The sequence below is a fragment of the Thaumasiovibrio clandestinus genome (assembly GCF_047250365.1).
Taxonomy (GTDB): domain Bacteria; phylum Pseudomonadota; class Gammaproteobacteria; order Enterobacterales; family Vibrionaceae; genus Thaumasiovibrio.
The window spans coordinates 39,301-61,897 of the sequence record NZ_JBLBVL010000013.1; the positions used below are offsets into that span (position 1 = coordinate 39,301).

Annotated in this window: 24 protein-coding genes; 22 read left to right on the forward strand and 2 right to left on the reverse strand. The window is 48.8% G+C overall.

Annotation, left to right across the window (positions count from 1 at the left end; all coding sequences use genetic code 11):
- Positions 1–124 precede the first annotated feature (124 nt).
- The 14 genes from gspC to cysQ all read left to right on the forward strand — a co-directional run bounded on the left by gspC (position 125) and on the right by cysQ (position 12,787).
- Positions 125–1,045 (forward strand): type II secretion system protein GspC, encoded by a 921-nt coding sequence (gene gspC / locus ACKLNH_RS15360; RefSeq protein WP_413113143.1) that lies wholly within the window; start codon positions 125–127, stop codon positions 1,043–1,045.
- A gap of 35 nt (positions 1,046–1,080) precedes the next feature.
- A complete protein-coding gene (gspD, locus tag ACKLNH_RS15365) occupies positions 1,081–3,096 on the forward strand; it encodes a type II secretion system secretin GspD (protein ID WP_413113144.1) in 2,016 nt (671 codons plus the stop codon).
- Positions 3,096–4,595 carry a type II secretion system ATPase GspE gene (gspE, locus tag ACKLNH_RS15370; RefSeq protein ID WP_413113145.1) on the forward strand — a complete coding sequence of 500 codons (1,500 nt, stop codon included), beginning with the start codon at positions 3,096–3,098 and terminating at the stop codon, positions 4,593–4,595. The genes gspD and gspE overlap by 1 nt, the downstream gene beginning before the upstream one ends.
- Entirely contained in the window at positions 4,595–5,821 is a 1,227-nt protein-coding gene (gspF, locus tag ACKLNH_RS15375; RefSeq protein WP_413113146.1) for a type II secretion system inner membrane protein GspF, read from the forward strand. The genes gspE and gspF overlap by 1 nt, the downstream gene beginning before the upstream one ends.
- 20 nt (positions 5,822–5,841) lie before the next feature.
- On the forward strand, positions 5,842–6,279 hold the full coding sequence (gene gspG, locus ACKLNH_RS15380; RefSeq protein WP_413113147.1) for a type II secretion system major pseudopilin GspG: 438 nt from the start codon (positions 5,842–5,844) through the stop codon (positions 6,277–6,279).
- Positions 6,279–6,854, forward strand: coding sequence for a type II secretion system minor pseudopilin GspH (gene gspH, locus ACKLNH_RS15385; protein ID WP_413113148.1), 576 nt, complete (start codon positions 6,279–6,281; stop codon positions 6,852–6,854). Before gspG ends, gspH begins: the two co-directional genes overlap by 1 nt.
- A complete protein-coding gene (gspI, locus tag ACKLNH_RS15390) occupies positions 6,841–7,203 on the forward strand; it encodes a type II secretion system minor pseudopilin GspI (RefSeq protein ID WP_413113149.1) in 363 nt (120 codons plus the stop codon). Before gspH ends, gspI begins: the two co-directional genes overlap by 14 nt.
- A 2-nt stretch (positions 7,204–7,205) precedes the next feature.
- Complete coding sequence (gene gspJ, locus ACKLNH_RS15395; RefSeq protein WP_413113150.1) at positions 7,206–7,859, forward strand: type II secretion system minor pseudopilin GspJ; 654 nt, start codon at positions 7,206–7,208, stop codon at positions 7,857–7,859.
- Positions 7,856–8,863: a type II secretion system minor pseudopilin GspK gene (gene gspK / locus ACKLNH_RS15400; RefSeq protein ID WP_413113151.1), complete on the forward strand. Its 1,008-nt coding sequence runs from the start codon at positions 7,856–7,858 to the stop codon at positions 8,861–8,863. The genes gspJ and gspK overlap by 4 nt, the downstream gene beginning before the upstream one ends.
- A complete protein-coding gene (gene gspL / locus ACKLNH_RS15405; RefSeq protein WP_413113152.1) occupies positions 8,832–10,022 on the forward strand; it encodes a type II secretion system protein GspL in 1,191 nt (396 codons plus the stop codon). The genes gspK and gspL overlap by 32 nt, the downstream gene beginning before the upstream one ends.
- A complete protein-coding gene (locus tag ACKLNH_RS15410) occupies positions 10,019–10,492 on the forward strand; it encodes a type II secretion system protein M (protein WP_413113153.1) in 474 nt (157 codons plus the stop codon). The genes gspL and ACKLNH_RS15410 overlap by 4 nt, the downstream gene beginning before the upstream one ends.
- Position 10,493: 1 nt before the next feature.
- On the forward strand, positions 10,494–11,252 hold the full coding sequence (locus tag ACKLNH_RS15415) for a type II secretion system protein N (RefSeq protein WP_413113154.1): 759 nt from the start codon (positions 10,494–10,496) through the stop codon (positions 11,250–11,252).
- A gap of 154 nt (positions 11,253–11,406) precedes the next feature.
- Complete coding sequence (gene nudE, locus ACKLNH_RS15420) at positions 11,407–11,973, forward strand: ADP compounds hydrolase NudE (RefSeq protein WP_413113155.1); 567 nt, start codon at positions 11,407–11,409, stop codon at positions 11,971–11,973.
- Positions 11,963–12,787, forward strand: a complete 825-nt coding sequence (cysQ, locus tag ACKLNH_RS15425; protein WP_413113156.1) for a 3'(2'),5'-bisphosphate nucleotidase CysQ — start codon at positions 11,963–11,965, stop codon at positions 12,785–12,787. The genes nudE and cysQ overlap by 11 nt, the downstream gene beginning before the upstream one ends.
- A 218-nt stretch (positions 12,788–13,005) precedes the next feature.
- On the opposite strand, the gene plsB is transcribed toward cysQ, so the two are convergent.
- Complete coding sequence (gene plsB / locus ACKLNH_RS15430; protein WP_413113157.1) at positions 13,006–15,432, reverse strand: glycerol-3-phosphate 1-O-acyltransferase PlsB; 2,427 nt, start codon at positions 15,430–15,432, stop codon at positions 13,006–13,008.
- 153 nt (positions 15,433–15,585) lie between these two features.
- Here plsB and ACKLNH_RS15435 point away from each other — a divergent pair, with 153 nt between their 5' ends.
- From ACKLNH_RS15435 to ACKLNH_RS15460, 6 genes are all read left to right on the forward strand, one after another.
- A complete protein-coding gene (locus ACKLNH_RS15435; protein ID WP_413113158.1) occupies positions 15,586–15,942 on the forward strand; it encodes a diacylglycerol kinase in 357 nt (118 codons plus the stop codon).
- A gap of 102 nt (positions 15,943–16,044) precedes the next feature.
- On the forward strand, positions 16,045–16,668 hold the full coding sequence (gene lexA / locus ACKLNH_RS15440) for a transcriptional repressor LexA (RefSeq protein WP_413113159.1): 624 nt from the start codon (positions 16,045–16,047) through the stop codon (positions 16,666–16,668).
- A gap of 277 nt (positions 16,669–16,945) precedes the next feature.
- Complete coding sequence (gene coxB, locus ACKLNH_RS15445) at positions 16,946–18,085, forward strand: cytochrome c oxidase subunit II (protein ID WP_413113194.1); 1,140 nt, start codon at positions 16,946–16,948, stop codon at positions 18,083–18,085.
- A gap of 11 nt (positions 18,086–18,096) precedes the next feature.
- The gene (gene ctaD, locus ACKLNH_RS15450; protein WP_413113160.1) at positions 18,097–19,704 is read left to right on the forward strand and encodes a cytochrome c oxidase subunit I; all 1,608 of its coding nucleotides are present in this window, start codon (positions 18,097–18,099) and stop codon (positions 19,702–19,704) included.
- Positions 19,705–19,707: 3 nt separating this feature from the next.
- Complete coding sequence (locus ACKLNH_RS15455) at positions 19,708–20,226, forward strand: cytochrome c oxidase assembly protein (RefSeq protein WP_413113161.1); 519 nt, start codon at positions 19,708–19,710, stop codon at positions 20,224–20,226.
- Between the two features lie 37 nt (positions 20,227–20,263).
- Entirely contained in the window at positions 20,264–21,133 is an 870-nt protein-coding gene (locus ACKLNH_RS15460; protein WP_413113162.1) for a cytochrome c oxidase subunit 3, read from the forward strand.
- Between the two features lie 21 nt (positions 21,134–21,154).
- On the opposite strand, the gene ACKLNH_RS15465 is transcribed toward ACKLNH_RS15460, so the two are convergent.
- Positions 21,155–21,361 (reverse strand): DUF2909 domain-containing protein, encoded by a 207-nt coding sequence (locus tag ACKLNH_RS15465; protein WP_413113163.1) that lies wholly within the window; start codon positions 21,359–21,361, stop codon positions 21,155–21,157.
- On the opposite strand from ACKLNH_RS15465, the gene ACKLNH_RS15470 reads away from it, so the two are divergent.
- Complete coding sequence (locus ACKLNH_RS15470; RefSeq protein WP_413113164.1) at positions 21,336–22,046, forward strand: SURF1 family protein; 711 nt, start codon at positions 21,336–21,338, stop codon at positions 22,044–22,046. The two genes, ACKLNH_RS15465 and ACKLNH_RS15470, sit on opposite strands and share 26 nt — an antisense overlap.
- Positions 22,046–22,591, forward strand: a complete 546-nt coding sequence (locus ACKLNH_RS15475) for a cytochrome oxidase (RefSeq protein ID WP_413113165.1) — start codon at positions 22,046–22,048, stop codon at positions 22,589–22,591. The genes ACKLNH_RS15470 and ACKLNH_RS15475 overlap by 1 nt, the downstream gene beginning before the upstream one ends.
- The last annotated feature ends 6 nt before the right edge of the window (positions 22,592–22,597 follow it).

Here is a 22,597-nt window from a genome sequence, read left to right on the forward strand (position 1 = left end):
GATTGTCACAATTGTCATTAAATCCAGCTAGTCTGCTTGTTATGTCGTGTAAACTTAAGCATTTACGTAAATTTAGTTGTCTTAGTTTAGTGAATCGGACTTAGCCGTTAATTTTGAGAGCATTATGCAGGTAGCACAGTGGCGCAATGCGCTGAAAAATCCGTCATTAATCCCTTGGTCACTCTTGGCTCGCGTTGTGACTTGGTTGTTAGTGATGTCACTGGCATGGCTTTTAGGGCGCATGTTCTGGTCTGTTGTTCAGCCAGTGGCGCCGATTACACCATGGGCAGCAAGTTCTGTCAGTTCCTCCTCTTCTTCTGCATCGCAAGGACCTAACTATAATTTGAGGCAGTTGCAGCAAATGCAACTGTTTGGTCGCTATTCGGCAGACGCGCCTTCAGCACCTGTCGAGCGAACGGTGATTCAGGATGCGCCAGAGACCAAATTAAACTTAAGCTTGGTGGGGGTCGTGGCCAGCAATAGCCCACAAACCAGCCTTGCTGTGATTGCCAATCGAAATCAGCAAAGTACCTACGGTATTGATGAACTCATTGAAGGTACGCGAGCGACCCTAGTCGCTGTTTATGTTGATAGAGTGATTATTCGCAATGCGGGGCGCGATGAAACGCTGATGCTAGATGGGACTAAATTTGCTGCTAAGACCGCGGCAAACAATAGTACTCGCAGCCTAGCGCAAGCGGCGCCGGCCCTTTCAGAGCCTAACGAAGAGCTTAGCGAGCAACTGTCTGTGATCAAACAAGAGGTCATGGAGAACCCACAAAATATTTTTAATTACATTCGTCTCTCTCAAGTAAAAGAGGATGGAGAGTTAAAAGGGTATCGAGTGAATCCGGGTAAAGATCGAACGTTATTTGATGCTGTCGGTCTGAAAGCGAACGATTTAGCGTTGACGTTGAATGGCAATGATTTAACCGATCCAAGCGTGATGGCAACGCTATTTCAAGAATTGCAGCAAACAACGAGCTTGTCCCTTAGCGTAGATCGTGATGGACAGCTTCATGATATTTATATCGACTTACAGTAAGTGCGCCATATTAGAGGCGTAAGCAGGAGAAACAAGTGAAGAATTGGAAGAGCACCGCAGCACTATTACTAATAGGACTGACGGCGATTCCGGGATGGGCTCAGGAACAGTTTAGCGCCAGTTTTAAAGGGACTGATATTCAAGAGTTCATCACCATCGTGGGTCGAAACTTAGAAAAGACCATTATCGTTGATCCCGCGGTACGTGGTCGAGTGGATGTGCGCAGCTATGATGTGCTTAATGAGGCCCAGTATTATGATTTTTTCCTCAATGTTTTAGAGGTTTACGGGTTTGCTGTTGTTGAAATGAATAACGGCGTATTGAAAGTCATCCGTGATAAAGATGCCAAGACATCGGCAATCCCGGTGTTGGGTGAGGGTGAGACGGCATCAGGTGATGCGGTGATCACTCGGGTCATTCCGGTTCGTAATGTCTCTGTTCGTGAGCTATCGCCGCTATTACGCCAGCTTAACGATAATGCGGGTGCTGGTAATGTGGTGCACTATGAGCCTTCTAACGTCATCATGATCACGGGAAGAACCCAAGTCGTTGAGCGTTTGGCTGATATCATTGAGCGTGTAGATAAAGCGGGAGACCACGAAGTTGAGCTGGTCGAGTTGAGCAATGCCTCTGCTGCAGAAATGGTGCGTATTGTCGAAGCCCTTTCAAAAACAAATAATGCCAATGAGCCGAGCTTTTTGCAGCCGAAGTTGGTCGCAGACGAACGCACTAACAGTATTTTATTGTCTGGCGAGCCGAGTGTCCGTCAGCGTCTTCGCCAGCTAATTTTGCAACTAGACAAAGAGATGCAAACCACGGGCAATAACCGGGTTATTTACTTGAAGTATGCCAAAGCTGATGAACTCGTTAGCGTACTCCAAGGGGTCTCTGATAATTTACAAGCTGAGAAGAGTGCCGGTAATTCATCGCCACAAAGCTCGAATGGGCAGGTGTTGATTGCCGCACATACCGAAACCAATGCGCTTATCGTGACTGCGCCGCCTGATATTATGCGTTCACTTGAGTCGATCATTGGCCAGTTAGACATTCGTCGTGCCCAAGTATTGATTGAAGCGATGATTGTTGAGTTGGCAGAGGGGGATGGTGTTAACTTTGGTGTGCAGTTGGGTTCTACGAATGGCGGTGGAATCATGCAGTTTGGTAACTCGGGCGTGCCTATTTCTCAATATATGATTGGTCTTGAAGAGGCGCAGGATACGACGCGGACAGAGACGCGGTTTGACTCTAATGGTAATCCTTATACGGTAGAAATCTCTGAAAGCGGTGATTTTTCTACGTTAGCGTCAGCGTTAAGTGGTGCTAACGGGGCGTTCTTAGGTTTAGTGTCTGGTGATTGGACAGTATTGGTTAACGCGGTACAGACAGACAGCAATTCGAACATTCTATCTTCGCCGAGCATTACTGTGCTCGATAACGGTGAAGCGTCGTTCATTGTCGGTGAAGAGGTACCAGTTGTTACTGGTTCAACCGCTTCCTCCAGTAACTCTAATCCGTTCCAGACGGTGGAGCGAAAAGAGGTCGGGGTTAAGCTTAACGTTGTGCCACAAATCAACGAAGGTAATTCGGTACAACTGAAGATAGAGCAAGAAGTCTCTAGTGTACTCGGGGCCAGCGGGGCGGTAGATGTACGTTTTGCCAAGCGTCAGTTAACGACGAATGTGCTGATAGAAGATGGCCAAATGCTTGCGCTAGGCGGCTTGATTCAAGAATCTACACGTGAAAGTGAATCTAAAATCCCATTGCTGGGGGATATCCCTATTTTGGGCCACCTGTTTAAATCGACCAATACCACAGCAGAAAAGACCAATCTGATGGTGTTTATTAAGCCAACGATTATCCGTGATGGTTTGGCCGCAGACGGATTGACACAGCGAAAGTATAACTACATGCGAGCTGAACAGTTGTATAAGCGTGATGAAGGACTGCGTTTATTGCCAAATGTAGAAACACCAGTGCTGCCTAAATATGGCCATGACATTGCGTTGCCTGCTGAAGTGCAAGCCTTTATGGACCAACTCAAGGAGCAGTAATGAGTACCACTTCGGTGTTTGTTGACCAGCGTATTGTGCGCTTACCGTTTACATTTGCTAAGCGGCATAAAGTGGTGCTTGAGAGAGGAGACAATGGCTGGGTGCTGTTATGCCAAGGTAGCCCATCTGCTGCTGTACTGAGTGAAGTGCGACGCTTTTTGGGTGAGAGTTTCTTGCCCCAGTCATTAGATGACGAGCAATTTGATGCCCGGTTGACGGAGGCGTATCAGCGTGACTCCTCAGAAGCGCGTCAGTTAATGGAAGATATCGGTTCAGACAGCGACGATTTTTTTGCGTTAGCGGAAGAGCTACCAGAAAATGAAGATCTGTTAGAGTCGGAAGATGATGCACCAATTATTAAGCTGATCAATGCCATGCTGGCAGAAGCGATCAAAGAAGGCGCCTCGGATATTCATATTGAAACCTTTGAAAAAGTGCTATCTATCCGTTTCCGTATTGATGGCGTCTTGCGTGAGGTGTTAACGCCAAGCCGCAAACTTGCCCCTTTGCTGGTGTCGCGAATCAAAGTCATGGCTCGTCTCGATATTGCTGAGAAGCGCGTGCCGCAAGATGGACGCATTTCGTTGCGTATTGGTGGTCGAGCGGTGGATGTGCGGGTTTCAACCATGCCATCATCGCACGGTGAGCGTGTGGTTTTACGTCTATTGGATAAAAACGCGACCCGTTTGGATCTGCTTAGCCTTGGTATGACGCCACGTATTCATAATGACTTTCAGCGTATTATTCAGCGTCCGCATGGCATCATTTTGGTGACTGGCCCAACGGGTTCGGGTAAATCGACCACGTTATATGCCGGCCTGCAAGAGCTAAATAGTGCCGAGCGCAATATTCTGACAGTGGAAGACCCGATTGAGTTTGATATTGACGGGATCGGTCAGACCCAGGTTAACAGTAAAGTAGAGATGACCTTTGCACGCGGCTTACGCGCGATTTTGCGTCAGGATCCTGATGTCGTCATGGTCGGCGAAATTCGAGATCTAGAGACCGCTCAAATCGCCGTGCAGGCTTCGTTGACGGGGCACTTGGTGATGTCGACATTGCACACCAATACCGCTGTCGGTGCAGTCACTCGTCTGCGTGATATGGGGATTGAACCCTTTATGGTTTCCTCTTCACTGCTCGGTGTCTTAGCACAACGTTTAATTCGGACGTTATGCCCAACGTGCCGCCAACCTTACGAAGCGGATAATACTCAGAAATCACTGTTTGATCTGGGTGAGGATGAGTCCTTAACGCTCTATCATGCGGTGGGCTGTGAAGCGTGCAACATGAAAGGTTACCGCGGTCGTACGGGAATTCATGAGTTACTGCTGGTGGATGACTCGGTACAAGAGTTAATTCATAACGATGCCGGTGAACTTGAAATTGAGCGTCGAATTCGAGCGACAACGCCGAGCATTCGTGACGATGGGCTTAAGAAAGTGCGTCAAGGTATCACTACATTGGAAGAAGTGATGCGTGTGACTAAGGAAAGTTAATGGCAGCGTTTGAATATAAGGCGCTGGACGCTCGAGGAAAAAATAAAAAAGGCATTATTGAAGCGGACAATGCTAGGCAAGCCAGACAACATTTGCGTGAAAAAGGGTTAGTGCCGATTGATATTGTTGAAGGGCGAGAAAAGGCAGTTCAGCAAGGGCGCACCTCCTCGCGCTCGGGTCATCGACGCAGCATTAGCACCGCCGATTTATCACTATTGACGCGTCAACTGGCCACGCTTGTTCAAGCGGGAATGCCGCTGGAAGAAAGTTTGCGTGCAGTCGCTGAGCAGAGTGAAAAGGCCCGTACCAGAAACATGGTATTGAGTATTCGTGCACGCGTGGTCGAAGGGTATACCTTGGCTGATAGTATGCGTGATTATCCGGTGGCATTTGATGAACTCTATTGCGCCATGGTGGCGGCCGGTGAAAAGTCGGGCCACCTTGATGCCATCTTAGAGCGTTTGGCAGACTATGTTGAAAACCGCCAAAAGAATCGCAGTAAAGTCATTCAGGCGATGGTCTACCCTGTTGTGCTGATTGTGGTGGCGATAGCGATTGTGTCAGCGTTGTTAGCATTTGTCGTGCCGCCAATTATTGAGCAGTTTTTACAGTCTGGTCAGTCGCTGCCGTTCATTACTCAGCTGTTGTTGTCGTTGAGTGAATTTGTTCAACACTGGGGCTTGATTGTACTGTTGCTGCTAGTGTCGAGTTATACCTTGTTTCGCCTCTGGTTGCGTACGCCATCCAATCGATTGCGTTGGGATCGCGCTATCTTATCGACCCCAGTGCTCGGAAAGGTGACTCGCGGACTAAATACGTCACGGTTTTCGCGTACATTAGCGATTTGTGCCTCGAGTGCGATTCCATTGCTGGATGGGATGAAAGTTGCGTGCGATGTGATGACCAATCGTTATGTCAAAAAGTGTATTGAAGAAGCGGCCGAGAAGGTGCGAGAAGGGTCAAGTTTACGCTTGGCTTTGGATCAATCTAAATTGTTCCCACCAATGATGCTACATATGATTGCCAGCGGTGAGCGCAGTGGTGAATTAGAGTCGATGCTGGTGCGTGCAGCGGACAATCAGGATCAGCAGTTTGATGCCACGGTAAATATGGCGATCAGTATTTTAACGCCAGCAATGATTTTAATTATGGCTGGCATGGTGTCTTTTATAGTATTTGCGACCTTAGCGCCCATTATTGAAATGAGCAACATGGTCGGTTTTTAGAAGTTATTGTGGAGAAAAACATGCAACGTCGTAAACAACGCGGCTTTACCCTGCTTGAAGTGATGGTCGTTATCGTGATTCTAGGTGTTTTGGCCAGCATGGTCGTGCCTAACTTGTTGGGTAACAAAGAAAAAGCAGATCAGCAAAAAGTGGTCACTGATATCAGTGCGCTAGAAAGTGCGTTGGACATGTACCGTTTGGATAACAGTGTTTACCCAACGACGGATCAAGGATTAGAAGCGTTGGTGTCTAAGCCTGCATCAAGCCCTGAGCCACGTAATTACCGTGATGGTGGCTATGTGCGTCGTCTACCGAACGATCCGTGGGGTAACCCATATCAGTACATTTCACCGGGTGAGCACGGCGCTGTTGACATCTTTAGCCTCGGCGCTGACGGCCAAGAAGGTGGTGAAGGCGTCAATACGGACATCGGTAACTGGAATATGCTGGACTTCTAATGCGTCGTTCTGTCGCTGGGTTCACCCTGATTGAGGTGATGTTGGTCATTATATTAATGGCCAGCTTAGCCATGATGGCAGTGGTGATGATTCCGTCCAGCAGTAAAGATAATGCAGAGCAAGAGGCGCAGCGACTATACCAGTTAACGCGCTTGCTTAGTGAGCAAGCGGTGTTAACCGGTGTTGATTATGGTATTTGGGTGGGAAGAGAGAGTTATGCGTTTCGTCAATTAGGCCGTGATGGTTGGGAAGAGATGAGTGATAGCCGCCATTTTTCTGACGTTGAATTTAAAGATGGTCAATTGACCTTGAAACTCGATCTTGTCGGCTTTTCTTGGGAAAACCGAGGTCGTTTATTCAAACCGGGCTCACTGTTTAATGACGATCTATTTCGTGATGAGGAAGAGAGCCGTAAAAATGATCCGCAAATTGTCGTGATGGCCAGTGGCGAACTGACCCCGTTCGCCATTGAGTTAGAGTGGTCATCCGTCGATCCACCTTGGCAAGTGCTCGGTAATGAAATTGGTGTGCTGACACTACTTGCACCGGGAGAAGAGTTAGATGATGCACGCTAATCGAGGCATGACATTACTAGAAGTGATGCTGGCGCTAGTGATATTTGCCACGGCGGCGCTAGGGATACAGTTTGCGGTGAGCCAGCACATGCGCAGCTTAAGCCAATTGGAAGACAAACTGTTTGCAACGCTGGTTGCGGATAATCAATTGGCACTGCTGACTCTTGCTCAGGCCGCCCCTTCATCGACCGTGCGTGGTAAAGCTGAGATGGCAGACCGTGAGTGGTATTACACCATTGAGAGTGTTCGTACAGCAGAAGGCCTATTGCGGGCGGTGGATGTGACCATCTATACCGACTCCGAGCGTCGCCAACGTATTCACTCTGTGCGTACATATTTAGGGGCCTAGCCATGGCACAGAGCGTGTATTTATCTCGCCATCGTCGCATGACTGGATTTACCTTAGTCGAAGTATTGGTGGCGGTAGCAATCATGGCGATGCTGAGTGTCTTGGTATTTCAGGCGCTTGATGGTGTTCAGCGCAGTAATCAGGTCTCACAAACCCACAGTGCACGCTTGGAAGCCTTGCAGCGTACATTAGTGATGATGGATGCTGATTTTCGCCAGATCATGGCCCGAAAAGTCCGCCTCTCAGGCGAAGACGCGCCGAGTGAACTGTTGTTGATCGCGGGAGAATATATGCTTGACTCTGCGTCTCAAGGGATCATGTTTACTCGTGCCGGATGGCAGAACCCCCAGCAAATGTTTCCTCGTGGTGAAAATGTTCGCGTGGGTTATCGGGTTATCGAAGAGGAGCTACAGCGTGTCTATTTTCGTTACCCCGATGTAGCCATTGGCGAAGAGTGGATTGTGACCCCCTTGCTGGATGGTGTCGAAGCATTAGAGTTTGAGTTTTATGTTGACGAGAGCTGGAGCCCAAGCTGGGCCGGCGAAGGTGATTTGCCCGCCGCCATTCGTCTCACACTGACATTAAAGGATTACCGTGAGATAGAGCGTGTATACGTGTTACCAGATGTGGTGGTGCAGCAGGAGGTCACGCAATGAGGCAGCAGCGTGGTGTTGCTCTTATCTTGGTGTTGGGCGTTCTTGCTTTGATGACTACATTGGCTTTGGCGATGAACCAACGCTTGCAGTTGGTGCTTTACCGTGCAGAGAATCAGGTCTTTAGTCAGCAAAGCTATTGGTATGCGTTGAGTGTTGAAGCGTTAGCCCAGGTTGCATTACGACAAAGTATTGATGATGACGATGTCGTGAGCCTTAATCAGGCGTGGGCGACGCCGGACCAGCGTTATCCTCTCGATGATGGCATGGCGGTTGGGCAGATATACGATTATCAAGCCTGTTTTAATTTAAATGGGCTGGCTGCCATACCACCACCCAATGATGGTAGTCAGCGTCCCTATTTAGTCACGGCATTGCAAGTATTGTTAGAAGAGAGTGATGTCGATAGTTATGAATCAGAAGTTATTGCAGACTCTGTTTGGGAGTATGTAAACCCGTCCACGGCGACCCAGTCAGCCTATGGGGCTGGCGATAGTACTTATGAAGGTTTGCAGCCACCTTATGTTATGCCTAATGGCTGGATGGGTGATAAAACAGAATTGCGTGCGGTGGCTGGTGTGAGTGCTGAAATATATAAAAAAGTATCAACCTTGGTGTGCGCGGTGCCGAGTGATGACATGGTGATCAATATTAACACCTTGCATGTCACTCAAGCCCCTATTTTGGTGGGGCTATTTGCACCAGACCTTCCTTTAGACAACGCGATACGTTTGATTGAGGGGCGCCCATATGATGGGTGGCAAAACATTGAAGATGTAATGGCACAGAGTGATTTCGGCGTGTTGAGCAATCAGACACGAGATAGAGGTAGAGAGCATTTGACCGTAAGTAGTCATTTCTTTCAGTTAGATGCAGAGATAGAAGTGGCACGTAACCGACTTAGAATAGCCGCGCTATTGCAGCGCGACAGTGCAGATAACGTCGTCGTGGTGCGTCGTCGATTTGGAGGATTTAGTGAGCGAATTACTGACGATAAGACTGAGTAATCGTAGCGATGCGGCGGTGCCTTGGCTTGTCTGGTCGCCACAGCAACAGGAGGTTATCGCCTCAGGCCGTTTGCCATCAATGGCAGCACTGAGTGAGTTAACCCAGTATGCGCCGCAAAGACAGATTGTGGTATTGGTAGACAGCGCTGCATTGTTACTCACTGAGATAACGTTGCCGCCAGGAAGCGGGCGTCAATTGGCGCAAGTGTTGCCCTACCTGCTTGAGGAGGAGTTAGCTCAAGATGTGGATGAGCTGCATGTTCACCTATTGAGCAAGCGAGGTGAGCAGGGCATGGTGTCGGTGGTCGAGCATCATTTGATGCAGCAATGGTTGGAAGCATTGCAAACTGCAGGTTTACATGCTCATCGCTTTATACCTGACTGCTTATGTTTACCGTTACACGATGCAGCAATGACAGCCGCGGAGTTGGAAGGACAATGGCTTTTGCGTCAGGGCGTTTATTCTGGTGCCGCGGTGGATGTTGCTTGGCTTAAGGCGTGGTTGCCTTCAGATGCACAAGTTCATCACTTTACGCCCGCACCGCCAGAGGCAATGCGTCATGGTGAATGGCAGGCACAAACCCCTGAGCTGATTATGCAATTGCTAACATTGGGAGCGATGCAATCGGGAGTTAACCTATTAAGTGGTGCTTATCGTCGTCAACCCGCCTGGCAGAAACACTTACAACCTTGGCGAAAAGTTGTGTTAGCGGCTGGGCTATTGCTGACGGTTATCTTGGCTGATTATGGTGTCACTATTTACCAAAATGAGCAGTTGGCACAGCAATACCAAACTCAAAGTGAAACGATATTTCGTCGCGTATTTAGCAATATTCAGCGTATACCGAATCAATCCTGGATGCGCCGGCAGATGGATAATGAATTGACGCGGTTGGGCGGAGATGGTCACCGAGGTGGTATCTTGCCGTGGCTAGCAGAGTTGGAACCCACCCTTAAACAGGTGCCACAAATTTCATTGACGTCGTTGCGCTTCGATAATAGTCGAAATGAGTTACGCCTTCAGGCTGAAGCCAGTGATTTTGCGCCATTTGAGCGTGTTAGGGTGTTGCTATCGGAGCAATATGAAGTCGAGCAAGGGCAGCTGAATCGTCGGGATGAAAAAGTTCAAGGTATGCTGACACTGCGGAGGAAATCATGAAACAGTGGTGGGCATCAATTACTGAACGCGAGCAGCGTTTGGTGTTAGGGTTACTGGTTGTCGCGGTGATTGGCAGCCTGTATTGGGGAGTGTGGCAACCGATCTCTCAGCGAGCTGAGCGGGCTGATATGGCGGTGATGAACCAGCGCAGCCAATTGAACTGGGTCGAACAGACAGCCAATCAAATTGTGTCGCTGCGTGGCCAAGGTGAAAGCAGCCAGATTAGTGAGAAAGGCTTAAGTCAGGTGGTCAACGAGACCGCTGGCGGGCACCGTATTAAAGTGATTCGTATGCAGCCGCGCAGTGACGCGTTACAAGTGTGGATTGAGCCGTTGCCATTTGATGACTTATTGACTTGGTTGGCACACCTGCGCGAAGTGCATGGTGTCGACACGCAATTTCTTGATATCGCGCGAGGCCAACAAAGTGGTGTTGTCGATGTAAACCGCCTGCAATTAGGAAGAGATTAAGGTGAAGTATAAGCTGTTAATTATTGTCAGTTTCGTTGCGGTGTTACTGAGTAGTATGATTGCTCATTTGCCTGTTAGTTGGCTCTATTCGCAGTTCCCGGTGGTGAGAGGGCTTAATGTTGACGGTCTTGAAGGTACTGTTTGGCAAGGTCGCGCATCGAATGTGCGTTTTCAGAAAAACAACTATGGCCACGTGCAGTGGCAACTGTCAGCGTGGAAATTGTTGCTTGGCGATGCGCAATTTCAAGTGCGCTTTGGGCGAGGCAGCGATTGGAATATATCCGGACGTGGTGTGGTGGGCTATGACGTATCAGGTCCCTATGCCGAGAACCTAATGGCATCCATGCCAGTGACGCAGTTGATGCGCTTTTCACCGATGCCACTGCCCATTGACTTGGACGGCAATCTAGAGCTGGCGCTACAACGCTACCGTTTTGCAACGCCGTATTGTGAGCAGCTTGATGGAAAGCTGTTTTGGCAAAGTGGGGGGATCAGTACGCCATTAGGTGACATAGAGCCTGGTAATGCATTTGCCGATTTGCGTTGTGATGGTGGCAATGTTATCGCTGTGGCAGAGCAAGCATCGTCTAGCCTGAACAGTCAATGGAATCTCAGTGTAAATACTCGCCAGCAGTATCAGTTGGAAGGAAGCTTTTTCCCCGGTGAAGCGTTTCCGGATGGGCTACGTAGCCAGCTACGCTTTGTCGGGCAACCCGATAATAATGGGCGTTATCCGATCAAATTCACGGGTCGCTTCTGATCTCTCTTTAATTCGACTGGCGGGACCTTCCCGCCAGTTTTCTCATTTCATCGCATTACTCACATCTAAATTTAAAAAAGAGCTTTATTTCAGTTCTGACTTACCATTAAATACTGAGAGAGCTGATTCGCCGCGGTATGAATAAGGATGTGGCATGACGGTACAAAAACCGAGAATATTAAGGAAGCAGATCGTTGCTCAGTCACGACTGTTTAAGATAGAAGCGCTAGATCTGCGTTTTTCTAATGGTGTTGAGCGCACATATGAACGGATGCAGCCATCCAAGCGCAATGCCGTCATGATTGTGCCAGTAACTTCAGGCGGTGATTTACTGCTAATTCGTGAATATGCCGCAGGCACAGAACACTACGAGCTTGGCTTCCCTAAAGGTTTAATTGATCCCGGTGAAAGTGCAGCAGACGCAGCGAATCGCGAATTAAAAGAAGAGATCGGCTATGGGGCTGGGCGTCTTCTTCCTCTTAAAGAAGTGGTCTTGGCACCGTCGTACTTTTCTAGTCGCATGACGATTTTAGTGGCAGAAAATCTATATCCAGAAAAACTGGAAGGGGACGAGCCAGAAGCATTACAAGTGGTGAAATGGCCGGTCGCACAGGCGGAAGAGTTACTGACTCATGCCGATTTTGCAGAAGCGCGTAGTATTGTTGGCCTCATGTTGGCTTTACGGTACTTGAAAGATAAGGAGAAACAATATGCCGAGTAAGTATCTCTCGTCAGCGATAGAGATCGCGCGCGAAGCGGGGCAATTGATATTATCTATTTATCAGCATGGCGACTTTGAGCGCAGCATTAAAGCCGATGATACACCAGTAACCAGTGCGGATCTGGCGGCTCATCAGCACATATGCCAGCGCTTGCAGGTACTGACACCAGACATTCCCGTTTTGTCTGAAGAGGCGGCAGCAATTCCGTTGCATGAACGGGCTCGATGGCCTCGTTATTGGTTGGTTGACCCATTAGATGGCACGCAGGAATTCATTGCTGGCAGTGGCGATTTTGCGACGATTATTGCGTTGATTGATAATCATCGTCCGGTAATGGGGGTGGTCTATGCGCCTGTGTCTGATGTTGTGTACTATGCCTGTCAGGGTGAAGGTGCGTTTAAAACCAACGGCGAAGGAACATTACCAATCTCAACCCATACCCATCGTCATAATAGCCGCAATATAGCCGTGGCGATCAGTCGTCGCCAAGATATTGATGCTATCACCAATCGCCTCGACCCGGCATGGAATTATCATTTAGTTCCGCTTGGGTCTGCAGCCCTAAAAGCGTGTTTAGTGGCTGAAGGGGCGGTGGACTGTTACTTGCGGCTTGGGCCAACGGGTGAATGGGATACAGCAGCAACGCAATGCATTGTTGAAGAGGCGGGGGGGCGAATACTAAATACGCACTTACAGCCGTTATCGTACAATCTGCGAGAAACGCTAGAAAACCCCAATTTCATTACCTTAGGTGATGAGACGCTGCCTTGGTCGGATATTCTTACCCCAGATAATCGCTTGCTGGAAAGCTAGTTGATACAGCTTTAGGGTTACCGGTGTCCTTGCGCTCAAAAAGCGGTACAGCGATTTGAGCTTTGGGATCACTGGAGGTCAAAAGCATGCTGTGCAGCGATATGAGCACTAGGGTCGCCATAGCTCAATCGCTTACGTTATAGTAATGACAATGAACAAAAAGACAAAAAAAACGCATCATCATGATGCGTTTTTTGTTGAAGGAACAAGGCGTAGAACTAAGCGTTGTCTTTATTCATTACCGCTTGGATGGTCAGTTTTACTTCTGATGAGACCAGTCCACTCAAAATCGAGGCTAGGTTCTCGACAGGTTTTGCCATCGCTTGCCCATCACTGTTGAGGTAGCCTTCTTGACGCAAGGTGCGAACCAGTATCGCAAAGACACCCTTATCAAAGAACTCTGGTGCATTAATACCATGCAAACGACTAAGGCGCTGTGCCATCATTTGACTTTGTTGTTCTAAGTCGCTGCGTAGCATTTCTGGCGACGCATTAAGCAGTGTCAGTGTAATGGCGTAACGTTGCAATGTCTCACTGATGGTTCGGGCCAGTAACTGCAGTGGTCCAATACGAGCTTGATTGAGGCTAATATGCAGCCCATCAGCATTGAGTAAGCGTTGACGAACCAGCTCTTGTACTGTCTTATCTACCACCGCCGTCAGTTCATCGGTTTCAAAACGTAAGAACAGCTCGGCCTTGAGGAAAGGGTAAAGGAGTTCTATCTGCTCGTGTAATTCATCTTGGGTTAAGCTATGGTGCTGAACCACGACATGAGCAATCAGCGACGGAATCGCAAACAGGTGAATGATATTGTTACGGTAGTAGGTCATCAGCACCGATTGCTCTCTGTCGAGAGAGACAATATCACCAAGTGCATCATTGGTGATGATAAACTTATCCATTGCTTCTGCGTGAGCAAGTAGTGCCGCCGCATCGCTGTCTGGTACCGTTACCTCTGGCGAGTACGGTGTTTTTTCGAGCAACTGCAAGTAACAGTCTATCTGCTCGATCAAAGCTTCGCGGCTTAAGGCGCGCTGGCGTGATGATGATAACGCCAGTGCACATAATGTCATGGCATTGGCTGCGGCAGCGTCGTTGATGTGGGTCATCATTTTGACGGCCAGCTTATTCACCGTAGGAGTCATCCATTGTGGCTTGACCGGCTCCATTGGATTGATGTCTTGACGCCACTCAGGGGCTTCTTGATTCAGGAACTGGTTGACGGAGATTGGCTCGCCAAAGTTGACATATCCTTCGCCGAGATTACGCAGTTTTCGCAACATACGTAGCACTAAGCCGAAGTTCTCTTTCTCTTTACGCTGGCCTTGTAACTCTTTGGCATACGTGCCCACTTCCATCACGTGCTCGTAGCCAATATAGACTGGCACCAGAGTAACGGGGCGGTTCAATCCACGTAGCATTGCTTGAATGGTCATGGCGAGCATGCCCGTTTTCGCAGGGAGCAGGCGTCCAGTGCGAGATCGTCCCCCTTCACTGAAATACTCAACGGCATAGCCTTTCGTAAACAGCTCAGCCAAGTATTCGCGGAAAACCGTTGAGTAGAGCTTATTGCCCTTAAAGCTGCGGCGAATAAAGAATGCCCCGCCGCGGCGGAAAATGGGGCCCGCAGGGAAAAAGTTCAGATTAATACCTGCCGCGATATGAGGCGGTACTAATCCTTGTTTGTAGAGAACATAGGAGAGCAACATGTAGTCCATATGACTACGATGACACGGCACATAGACAATTTCTTGTCCATCTTGTGCTAGCTGACGAACGCGTTCAGCGTTATTGATATTGATCCCTTTATATAGACGATTCCACAGCCAACTAAGAACACGGTCGCCATGTTTTATCAAGGAATAGGAGAAATCAGCGGCGATCTCTTCCATCATCTCATGTGCTTCTTTACGCACTTTCTCTTCATTAACGTTACGGCTGCGCGCCTCGTCTTGAATTACTTTCTCAATCGCTTGCGATTGTAATAAGCGCTTAAACAGCACTTGACGATCGGGCAATTTAGGCCCCGATGCTGCCAGTTTTTGTCGTGAGAAGTGGATCTTGGCAACACGAGCCAGTTTGAGGGCGATCGATTCGTCCGTGCCATGGTGATCTGCCATGTAACGTAAGGAGACAGGGGTGCTGACACGCACGAGACAATCACGCCCTTGGGTCAGGATGTTGTAGAACTTTTCTGGTCCGTTAAGTGGGCGCAGTTGCGGGTTATGATCATGCTCACGTCCAGGCTTTCGTCCCCAAAGTACAGATGCAGGAATCAACTGTACATCAAGCTCGCTGTCTTGGTGATGAAGCTTTAGTAGCGTTTGGAAGCGCTGCTGTGATGTTTCAGGTAGTGCATTGTCACTACCAAAGATACTTGGTCCTCGGCCCGCAAAAACATAGCGCGGGATCGAGTTTCCATTAAGCTCTATTGGAGTGAGAGGATCTGGTAGTCCTAACTCTTTACAGCTTTTGCTTAGCGTCAATAGATCAGTGGATGACTGAAACGGTAGTACATAGGCGATAGGCTTAGAGAGATCTAACCCTAAATCTGACACCGGATCAGTGGGAATTGAGTTCGTTTTTACCAACAAAGAGAGTGGCAGTTTCAGCAACGAATGATACAGGGGTAGCCCGCGTGACATGTGGTTATTTGCCTCAGTTACTTTATGCGCCGCAAGAATAGCAGAAATGGGGTTAACATTCAGTCATTGCGTAACAATTTGCAAATTTCATGGCAACTGTTTGTACAGCGCTATATTAAACATAGGCAATCAATGTAATAACAGGAAGATGGAATGCAAAAAGCAACTGGGATCAAGCGGCTTATTTTAGCTGCACGCTACTCAGTGCAAGGTTTGCGTAGTACGTTTGTGCATGAAGTGGCCTTTCGTCAGGAGTTGATTCTGGCGCTATTTATGATTCCGCTGGCATTTTGGTTAGAAGTGAACACGATACAACGCATACTCTTGGTAGGAACGGTGGTGCTGGTGCTGATAGTCGAGCTATTAAACAGCGCCATAGAAGCGATTGTGGATCGGATCGGGATAGAGCAGCATCCGCTCTCTGGCCGAGCGAAAGATGCAGGCTCGGCGGCGGTATTGATGGCTTTGATATTGTGTGGATATGTGTGGCTTGAAGTACTGCTGGTATAGTAAAACAAGAAAATAATTTAACTGTTGCCGAATTAAGCGCTTTTCAATTTCCTTAACACTGGATATACTCACAGTTAACTGTATAAAAAGACAGGGTGAGTTATGAAACCTTTAACGCCGCGACAACAAGAAGTCTATGATCTTATCAAAGACCATATCGATTCATCGGGGATGCCTCCGACGCGAGCGGAGATCGCTCGCCAATTGGGGTTCCGTTCTGCTAATGCCGCAGAAGAACACTTAAAAGCCCTTGCTAAAAAAGGGGCGATTGAAATTATACCCGGCGCATCGCGTGGGATTCGTTTGCTCTTGAATGCGAGCAACGAAGAGATGGAAGAAGGTCTGCCATTGATTGGTCGCGTGGCGGCAGGTGAGCCGATTTTGGCGCAAGAGCATGTGGAAAGCCATTACAAGGTCGACCCTGCTATGTTTAAACCATCGGCAGACTTCTTGCTTAGAGTTAACGGTATGAGCATGAAAGATATCGGCATCCTTGATGGTGACTTACTGGCTGTGCACAAGACACAAGATGTGCGTAATGGTCAGGTAGTGGTTGCTCGGGTTGAAGATGATGTCACGGTGAAGCGCCTCGAACACAAAGGGGCACAAGTGCTGCTGCATGCTGAAAATGAAGAGTTTTCTCCGATTGTGGTTGATCTAGAGCATCAGCAATTTAGCATTGAAGGTATTGCTGTTGGTGTGATCCGCAATACACATTGGATGTAACTCTGGTATTGACTCCGTTGCTGTAGCTGGCGGCAAGTATTTTGCGGCTGGCTACACATCCTCTGTTTTATTTTGTCTCTTTTTCCTGTCATTTTGCGATTTTTCTCTCACTCTATTTGTCTGTTTCGATATTCCTGAACTAACTTAGATGTAAACAAAGTGTTAAAAAGCAGGCTTTTCTGTGTTTTTACACTATTTGCGGCATGCTGCGTGGCTTTTAGCTCGTTGGCGAAGCGCTTTTTTACAGTTTGATCGGGAAGATCGGGAGGTATTGGTGATTGCACGCCATCTTATCGTGTTGGCTTTGGTATTGTTTGCGTCTCAGCTACATGCCGAAGAGATGCAACTTAATATGACACCCGGGGTCACGCAAGTGAGCCAACAGGTGTACGACCTTCACATGACGATATTTCTTATCTGTTGTGCTATTGGGATCGTGGTATTTGGTGCCATGTTCTGGGCTATTTTCCACCATCGCAAATCTAAAGGGGCTGTCGCGGCGAGCTTCCATGAAAGCACCAAAGTGGAGGTGCTGTGGACAGTGATTCCATTCATTATTTTGATCGGTATGGCCATCCCTGCAACAAAAACCCTGTTGGCAATGGAAGACACTTCCGAGCCCGATTTAACCATTCAGATCACCGGTTCACAATGGAAATGGCACTACCGCTATTTTGACGATGAGGTCGCGTTCTACTCGTTGTTGGCGACCCGTCCCGCCGAAATCGATAACCGTACAGAAAAGCGTGAAAATTACCTGCTTGAGGTCGACCGCCCGCTGGTGGTGCCAACCGGCAAAAAAATCCGTTTTCTTATTACGTCGCAAGACGTGATTCACTCGTGGTGGGTGCCCGACTTTGCCGTGAAAAAAGATGCCAACCCAGGATTTATTAATGAAGCGTGGACGCGTATCGATAAGCCTGGCATCTATCGTGGCCAGTGTGCCGAATTGTGCGGGAAAGATCATGGGTTCATGCCAATCGTTGTGATAGCCAAAGCGCCAGCCGAGTACGAACAGTGGTTACAACGAACCCAATTAGCTCAACAGCAAGCGCAAGAAGAAGAACAACGCTTACTGGCGATGAATATGGAAATGGATGAGTTAATGGCTCTGGGTGAGAAGACATATAACGCGCGCTGTGCTGTTTGTCACCAAGCCAATGGACAAGGTATCCCCGGTGCTTTCCCTGCCTTGGCAGGAGAAGGGGTCTCGATTGATCCCAAAGGCAAGCTACAGCATTTAAGTGTTGTTGTTCACGGCCAAGCTGGAACGGCGATGCAGGCGTTTGGTCCGCAACTCAGTTTAAAAGAGCTGGCGGCAGTGGTGACGTACGAGCGTAATGCGTGGGGCAATAACACTGGCGATACGGTACAGGCTGCAGAAGTTCAGGCAGTACTCAACGGCGAGTCATTATAGGGAGTGGAAAAATGAGCGATACCTTGCCTGAAAAAGAACAAAGCAGTGTGTTAGTTGATGAACAAGCTCCCCATCACCATGGCCCGACGGGAATCATGCGCTGGTTGTTGACCACCAACCATAAAGAGATCGGTTCATTGTATCTGATTTTCAGCTTCAGCATGTTTTTGCTGGGCGGGGCGATGGCAATGGTAATTCGAGCTGAATTATTTCAGCCGGGGCTGCAGTTAATCGAGCCTAACTTCTTTAACCAAATGACCACAGTGCACGGCCTGATTATGGTTTTTGGCGCGGTGATGCCAGCATTTACCGGTTTAGCGAATTGGATGATACCGATGATGATCGGTGCACCCGATATGGCACTACCACGTATGAATAACTGGAGCTTTTGGATTCTGCCTTTTGCGTTTCTAATGCTGATCATGTCGCTATTTATGGAGGGCGGCGGGCCAAACTTTGGTTGGACGTTCTACGCGCCCCTGTCGACAACCTATAGCCCAGAGAGCACTGGTCTATTTGTGTTTGCGGTGCACATTATGGGGATCAGCTCCATCATGGGGGCGATCAATGTCATCGTTACCATTATGAACTTGCGTGCCCCCGGTATGACCTACATGAAAATGCCACTGTTTGTGTGGACGTGGCTGATTACGGCTTTCTTATTGATTGCGGTAATGCCCGTATTAGCAGGGGCAGTGACCATGGTGTTAACGGACAAATACTTTGGCACCAGCTTCTTTGACGCGGCTGGTGGGGGGGATCCTGTCATGTTCCAGCATATCTTCTGGTTTTTTGGTCACCCTGAAGTCTACATCATGATTTTACCGAGCTTTGGTATCATTTCCGCTATTGTTCCCGCTTTCTCTCGTAAAAGGCTCTTTGGTTACAGCTCTATGGTGTATGCCACGGCATCGATTGCAGGGTTGAGTTTTTTGGTCTGGGCGCACCATATGTTTACCACTGGCATGCCCGTGGCTGCGGAACTGTTCTTTATGTATTGCACCATGCTGATCTCAGTGCCGACCGGAGTGAAAGTCTTTAACTGGGTAGCAACGATGTGGCGGGGGTCGCTATCATTTGAAATGCCGATGATGTTTGCCATTGCGTTTATCGTGCTATTTACCATCGGCGGCTTTTCCGGCTTGATGCTTGCCATTACCCCGGCAGATTTTCAGTACCATGATACCTACTTTGTCGTTGCCCACTTCCATTACGTCCTCGTCTCGGGCGCCATCTTCTCCATTATGGCTGCTGCTTACTATTGGCTGCCGAAGTGGACAGGGCACATGTATAACTTGCGTCTTGCGAAGTGGCATTTTTGGTGTTCGATTATCTCGGTCAATATCTTGTTTTTCCCTATGCACTTCCTTGGCCTTGCCGGCATGCCGCGACGCATTCCCGATTATGCGTTGCAGTTTGCCGATATTAATGCGGTGGTGAGTATTGGCGGCTTTGCGTTTGGCTTGTCGCAATTGATCTTTCTTGCCTTGGTGGTGAAGTGCGTACGCGGGGGCGAAAAAGCCAGTGCCAAGCCTTGGGAAGGAGCTGAAGGACTAGAGTGGACAGTACCATCTCCAGCGCCTCTGCATACCTTCGAAACACCCCCGAAGGTGGACTAGAGTATGGCATCGACACGACGAACAACCGCTAAATTGGTGGTCGCTGCGCTGGCGATGTTCGGCTTTGCTTTTGCGTTGGTGCCCCTGTATGACGTCTTTTGCGACATTACTGGCATCAATGGCAAAACGGCGTCGACACCCAGTGCACACAGTGAGCGGCGTGATAGCAGCCGAACCGTGACGATTGAATTTGTTGCATATACTAAAGACGGCTTGCCGTGGCGATTTGGCCCTGAAGTAAAAGAGATGCAGGTTCACCCTGGGGATACCCACGAGATGGCTTATTTGGCCACCAATTTGGGTGCACAGGATGTGGTAGGGCAAGCTGTGCCTTCTGTGACCCCTGGGATAGCTGCGAAGTACCTAAATAAAATTGAGTGTTTTTGCTTTAATCGTCAGCCGCTTGCGTCTGGCGAAGAGGCGGCGCTACCGCTGATTTTCTATATTGATCCTGCGCTGCCGGAAGATATTCATACGTTGACGTTGGCTTATACCTTGTTTGAGGTTCCGCCAGCGCCATAACGCACACAACCAGAAATAGATGGAAATGAGGTTCGCTATGTCAAGCCAGCATCAACACTACTATGTGCCAGCCCAGAGCATCTGGCCCATTATCGGCGCAATTGCGCTGTTTATGATTGCGATGGGCGCGGGCGCCACAGTGGGTGGCTTATTTGGGGGTAACGGCCCATGGCTATTGTTGTCGGGTATTGGCGTCTTGTTGATTATGCTATTTGGCTGGTTCAAAGATGTTATTCGTGAGTCGATGGCGGGGTTATACAGTGCGCAAATGGATCGCTCTTTTCGCCAAGGAATGAGCTGGTTTATCTTTTCTGAAGTGATGTTTTTCGCTGCCTTTTTTGGTGCGTTGTTCTATGCGCGTATGATTGCGGTGCCTTGGCTTGGCGGGGCTGCCAATAATGCCATGACGCATGCCGTGCTATGGCCGGAATTTATCCCCACCTGGCCTCTTACCACCACGCCCGATGGTACCCAGACCAATGCGATGGGCGCGATGGGCTTGCCACTAATTAATACACTGATTTTACTGACATCTTCCATTACGGTGCACATTGCTCATGTCGCGATGGAGAAAGGCAATCGTCAACGCTTGGTGCTGTTTCTACTACTGACGGTGCTATTGGGAAGTTTGTTTGTCTTCTTCCAAGGAGAAGAGTATTTGCATGCCTATCAAGAAATGGATCTTAAGCTCGACTCCGGTGTTTACGGTAACACCTTTTATTTATTAACCGGCTTTCATGGTGTGCATGTCACCTTGGGGACCTTGATATTGTTTATTGTCTGGCTACGCGTACTGCGCGGGCATTTCTCCCCGGAAAAGCATTTCGCGTTTCAGGCTGGGGTGTGGTACTGGCACTTTGTTGATGTGGTTTGGCTAATGTTATTCATTTTCGTCTACATACTGTAGTGAGCTTAAAATGCTTCAACCTTAGTAGGGTCTAGGATTGGGCGTGATGATGCCGCCAGCGATAGCGAGTAACAATAAAGAGAAGATGATAACGGACCATAGCAGACGCCGCCCAAGAAAGTGAGATAGCGGCTTACTCTGTTCACCTTTTAGCAAGGCAGGAAGTGCCCGAAATAAATTGAAAAGGACAAAGATCAATAAGATGACTATCAGCGCTTTAATCCACACAAGGCAACCTCTTCGGCGGTTAGGGTTTTGTCTATTTACTGTGGTTGTGGTTGCGCTGCTCGTCAAGTTAGGGCTGTGGCAGCTATCGCGTGCAGAAGAAAAAACACTGCTGACCTCACAATATACCCAGCGTCAGCAGCAGTCGTTTACGTCGCTGCAGTCGATACCGGCCCCTTTTTATCGCGTCATGCTCTCTGGTGAGTTACTCCTTGAGCATTTGGTCTGGTTAGATAACCAAACTTATCGAGGCAGGGTTGGGTATCAGCTTCATATCCCATTGAGAACAGAATCGGGAACCGTGCTGGTTAACTTTGGCTGGGCGAAGGCGCCACAACAAAGAAGTCAATTGCCCGAGATAGCAGCACAGTTTAAGAGTATTTCACCGGCAGTGCAGTATGGCGGCATTGTCACTTTGCCAAGTCAAACGCTGCTTCTTAGTGGCGGTGCGGAAGCGGATTTGCTTGGACGCGTACAGCAGATTGATATGACAACATTGAGTCAAGCGTCAGGAATTGCATTGAGCGAGTACATTGTACAACTTGATGCGACACACCCCTTGGCTCTGCAGTCGATTTGGGTGCCAACAGTGATGTCGGCACAAAAACATTATGGCTATGCGCTGCAATGGTTTTTGTTGGCTGGAGCGGTGTTCGTCTTGGCAGGATTTTGGTTACGGAGGACGTGATGAAACGCAGTTTAAATTTGTGGTTACTTTTGTTGGCGTTCATCGTGCCAGTGATTCTGGCATGGGTAATGTTATCAAATCAGTGGTATCAAGGGGGCGTGACCAATCGAGGCAAGTTACTGGATGAGCCAGTACAGCTAGCATGGCTAAGCCCAGAGCAGCCTCAATGGCAGCTCTGGTACTTCCCTCCTACGCCTTGCGATCAATCATGCGCGGGGGCGTTGTTTAATTTGCGTCAGGTACCGCAAGTGATTGGTGAGCCTTCACAGCGACTCGCAAGCAAATTATTGGTGCAGCCAGCCGTGCAACGGGCAGAAGCCGAAAATGCATTGCTGTCGGGAATGGAAACGAAACCTATCACGGTAGCAGAGCAACAAGCGTGGCAGCATTTGCCGTATGGTGGCGCAGCAATATACGTGATGGACCCGCACGGTACCATTATGCTGGCTTATCCGATTGAGCAAGAGAAACCAGCCATAATGGCGCAAGGTAAGGCGATGGTGCGCGACATTAAACGTCTACTGAAACTGTCCAGGATTGGGTAACAGGGA

Bases quoted from the DNA above. Each gene is read 5' to 3' on its own strand.
- ACKLNH_RS15460 (WP_413113162.1), top strand. From the start codon at position 20,264: ATGTCAAGCCAGCATCAACACTACTATGTGCCAGCCCAGAGCATCTGG.
- ACKLNH_RS15435 (WP_413113158.1), top strand. From the start codon at position 15,586: ATGCAAAAAGCAACTGGGATCAAGCGGCTTATTTTAGCTGCACGCTAC.
- ACKLNH_RS15470 (WP_413113164.1), top strand. From the start codon at position 21,336: ATGACTATCAGCGCTTTAATCCACACAAGGCAACCTCTTCGGCGGTTA.
- ACKLNH_RS15475 (WP_413113165.1), top strand. From the start codon at position 22,046: ATGAAACGCAGTTTAAATTTGTGGTTACTTTTGTTGGCGTTCATCGTG.
- nudE (WP_413113155.1), top strand. From the start codon at position 11,407: ATGACGGTACAAAAACCGAGAATATTAAGGAAGCAGATCGTTGCTCAG.
- ACKLNH_RS15410 (WP_413113153.1), top strand. From the start codon at position 10,019: ATGAAACAGTGGTGGGCATCAATTACTGAACGCGAGCAGCGTTTGGTG.
- lexA (WP_413113159.1), top strand. From the start codon at position 16,045: ATGAAACCTTTAACGCCGCGACAACAAGAAGTCTATGATCTTATCAAA.
- gspE (WP_413113145.1), top strand. From the start codon at position 3,096: ATGAGTACCACTTCGGTGTTTGTTGACCAGCGTATTGTGCGCTTACCG.
- gspG (WP_413113147.1), top strand. From the start codon at position 5,842: ATGCAACGTCGTAAACAACGCGGCTTTACCCTGCTTGAAGTGATGGTC.
- ACKLNH_RS15455 (WP_413113161.1), top strand. From the start codon at position 19,708: ATGGCATCGACACGACGAACAACCGCTAAATTGGTGGTCGCTGCGCTG.
- gspC (WP_413113143.1), top strand. From the start codon at position 125: ATGCAGGTAGCACAGTGGCGCAATGCGCTGAAAAATCCGTCATTAATC.
- gspI (WP_413113149.1), top strand. From the start codon at position 6,841: ATGATGCACGCTAATCGAGGCATGACATTACTAGAAGTGATGCTGGCG.
- gspJ (WP_413113150.1), top strand. From the start codon at position 7,206: ATGGCACAGAGCGTGTATTTATCTCGCCATCGTCGCATGACTGGATTT.
- gspF (WP_413113146.1), top strand. From the start codon at position 4,595: ATGGCAGCGTTTGAATATAAGGCGCTGGACGCTCGAGGAAAAAATAAA.
- ctaD (WP_413113160.1), top strand. From the start codon at position 18,097: ATGAGCGATACCTTGCCTGAAAAAGAACAAAGCAGTGTGTTAGTTGAT.
- plsB (WP_413113157.1), bottom strand. From the start codon at position 15,432: ATGTCACGCGGGCTACCCCTGTATCATTCGTTGCTGAAACTGCCACTC.
- gspK (WP_413113151.1), top strand. From the start codon at position 7,856: ATGAGGCAGCAGCGTGGTGTTGCTCTTATCTTGGTGTTGGGCGTTCTT.
- gspH (WP_413113148.1), top strand. From the start codon at position 6,279: ATGCGTCGTTCTGTCGCTGGGTTCACCCTGATTGAGGTGATGTTGGTC.
- cysQ (WP_413113156.1), top strand. From the start codon at position 11,963: ATGCCGAGTAAGTATCTCTCGTCAGCGATAGAGATCGCGCGCGAAGCG.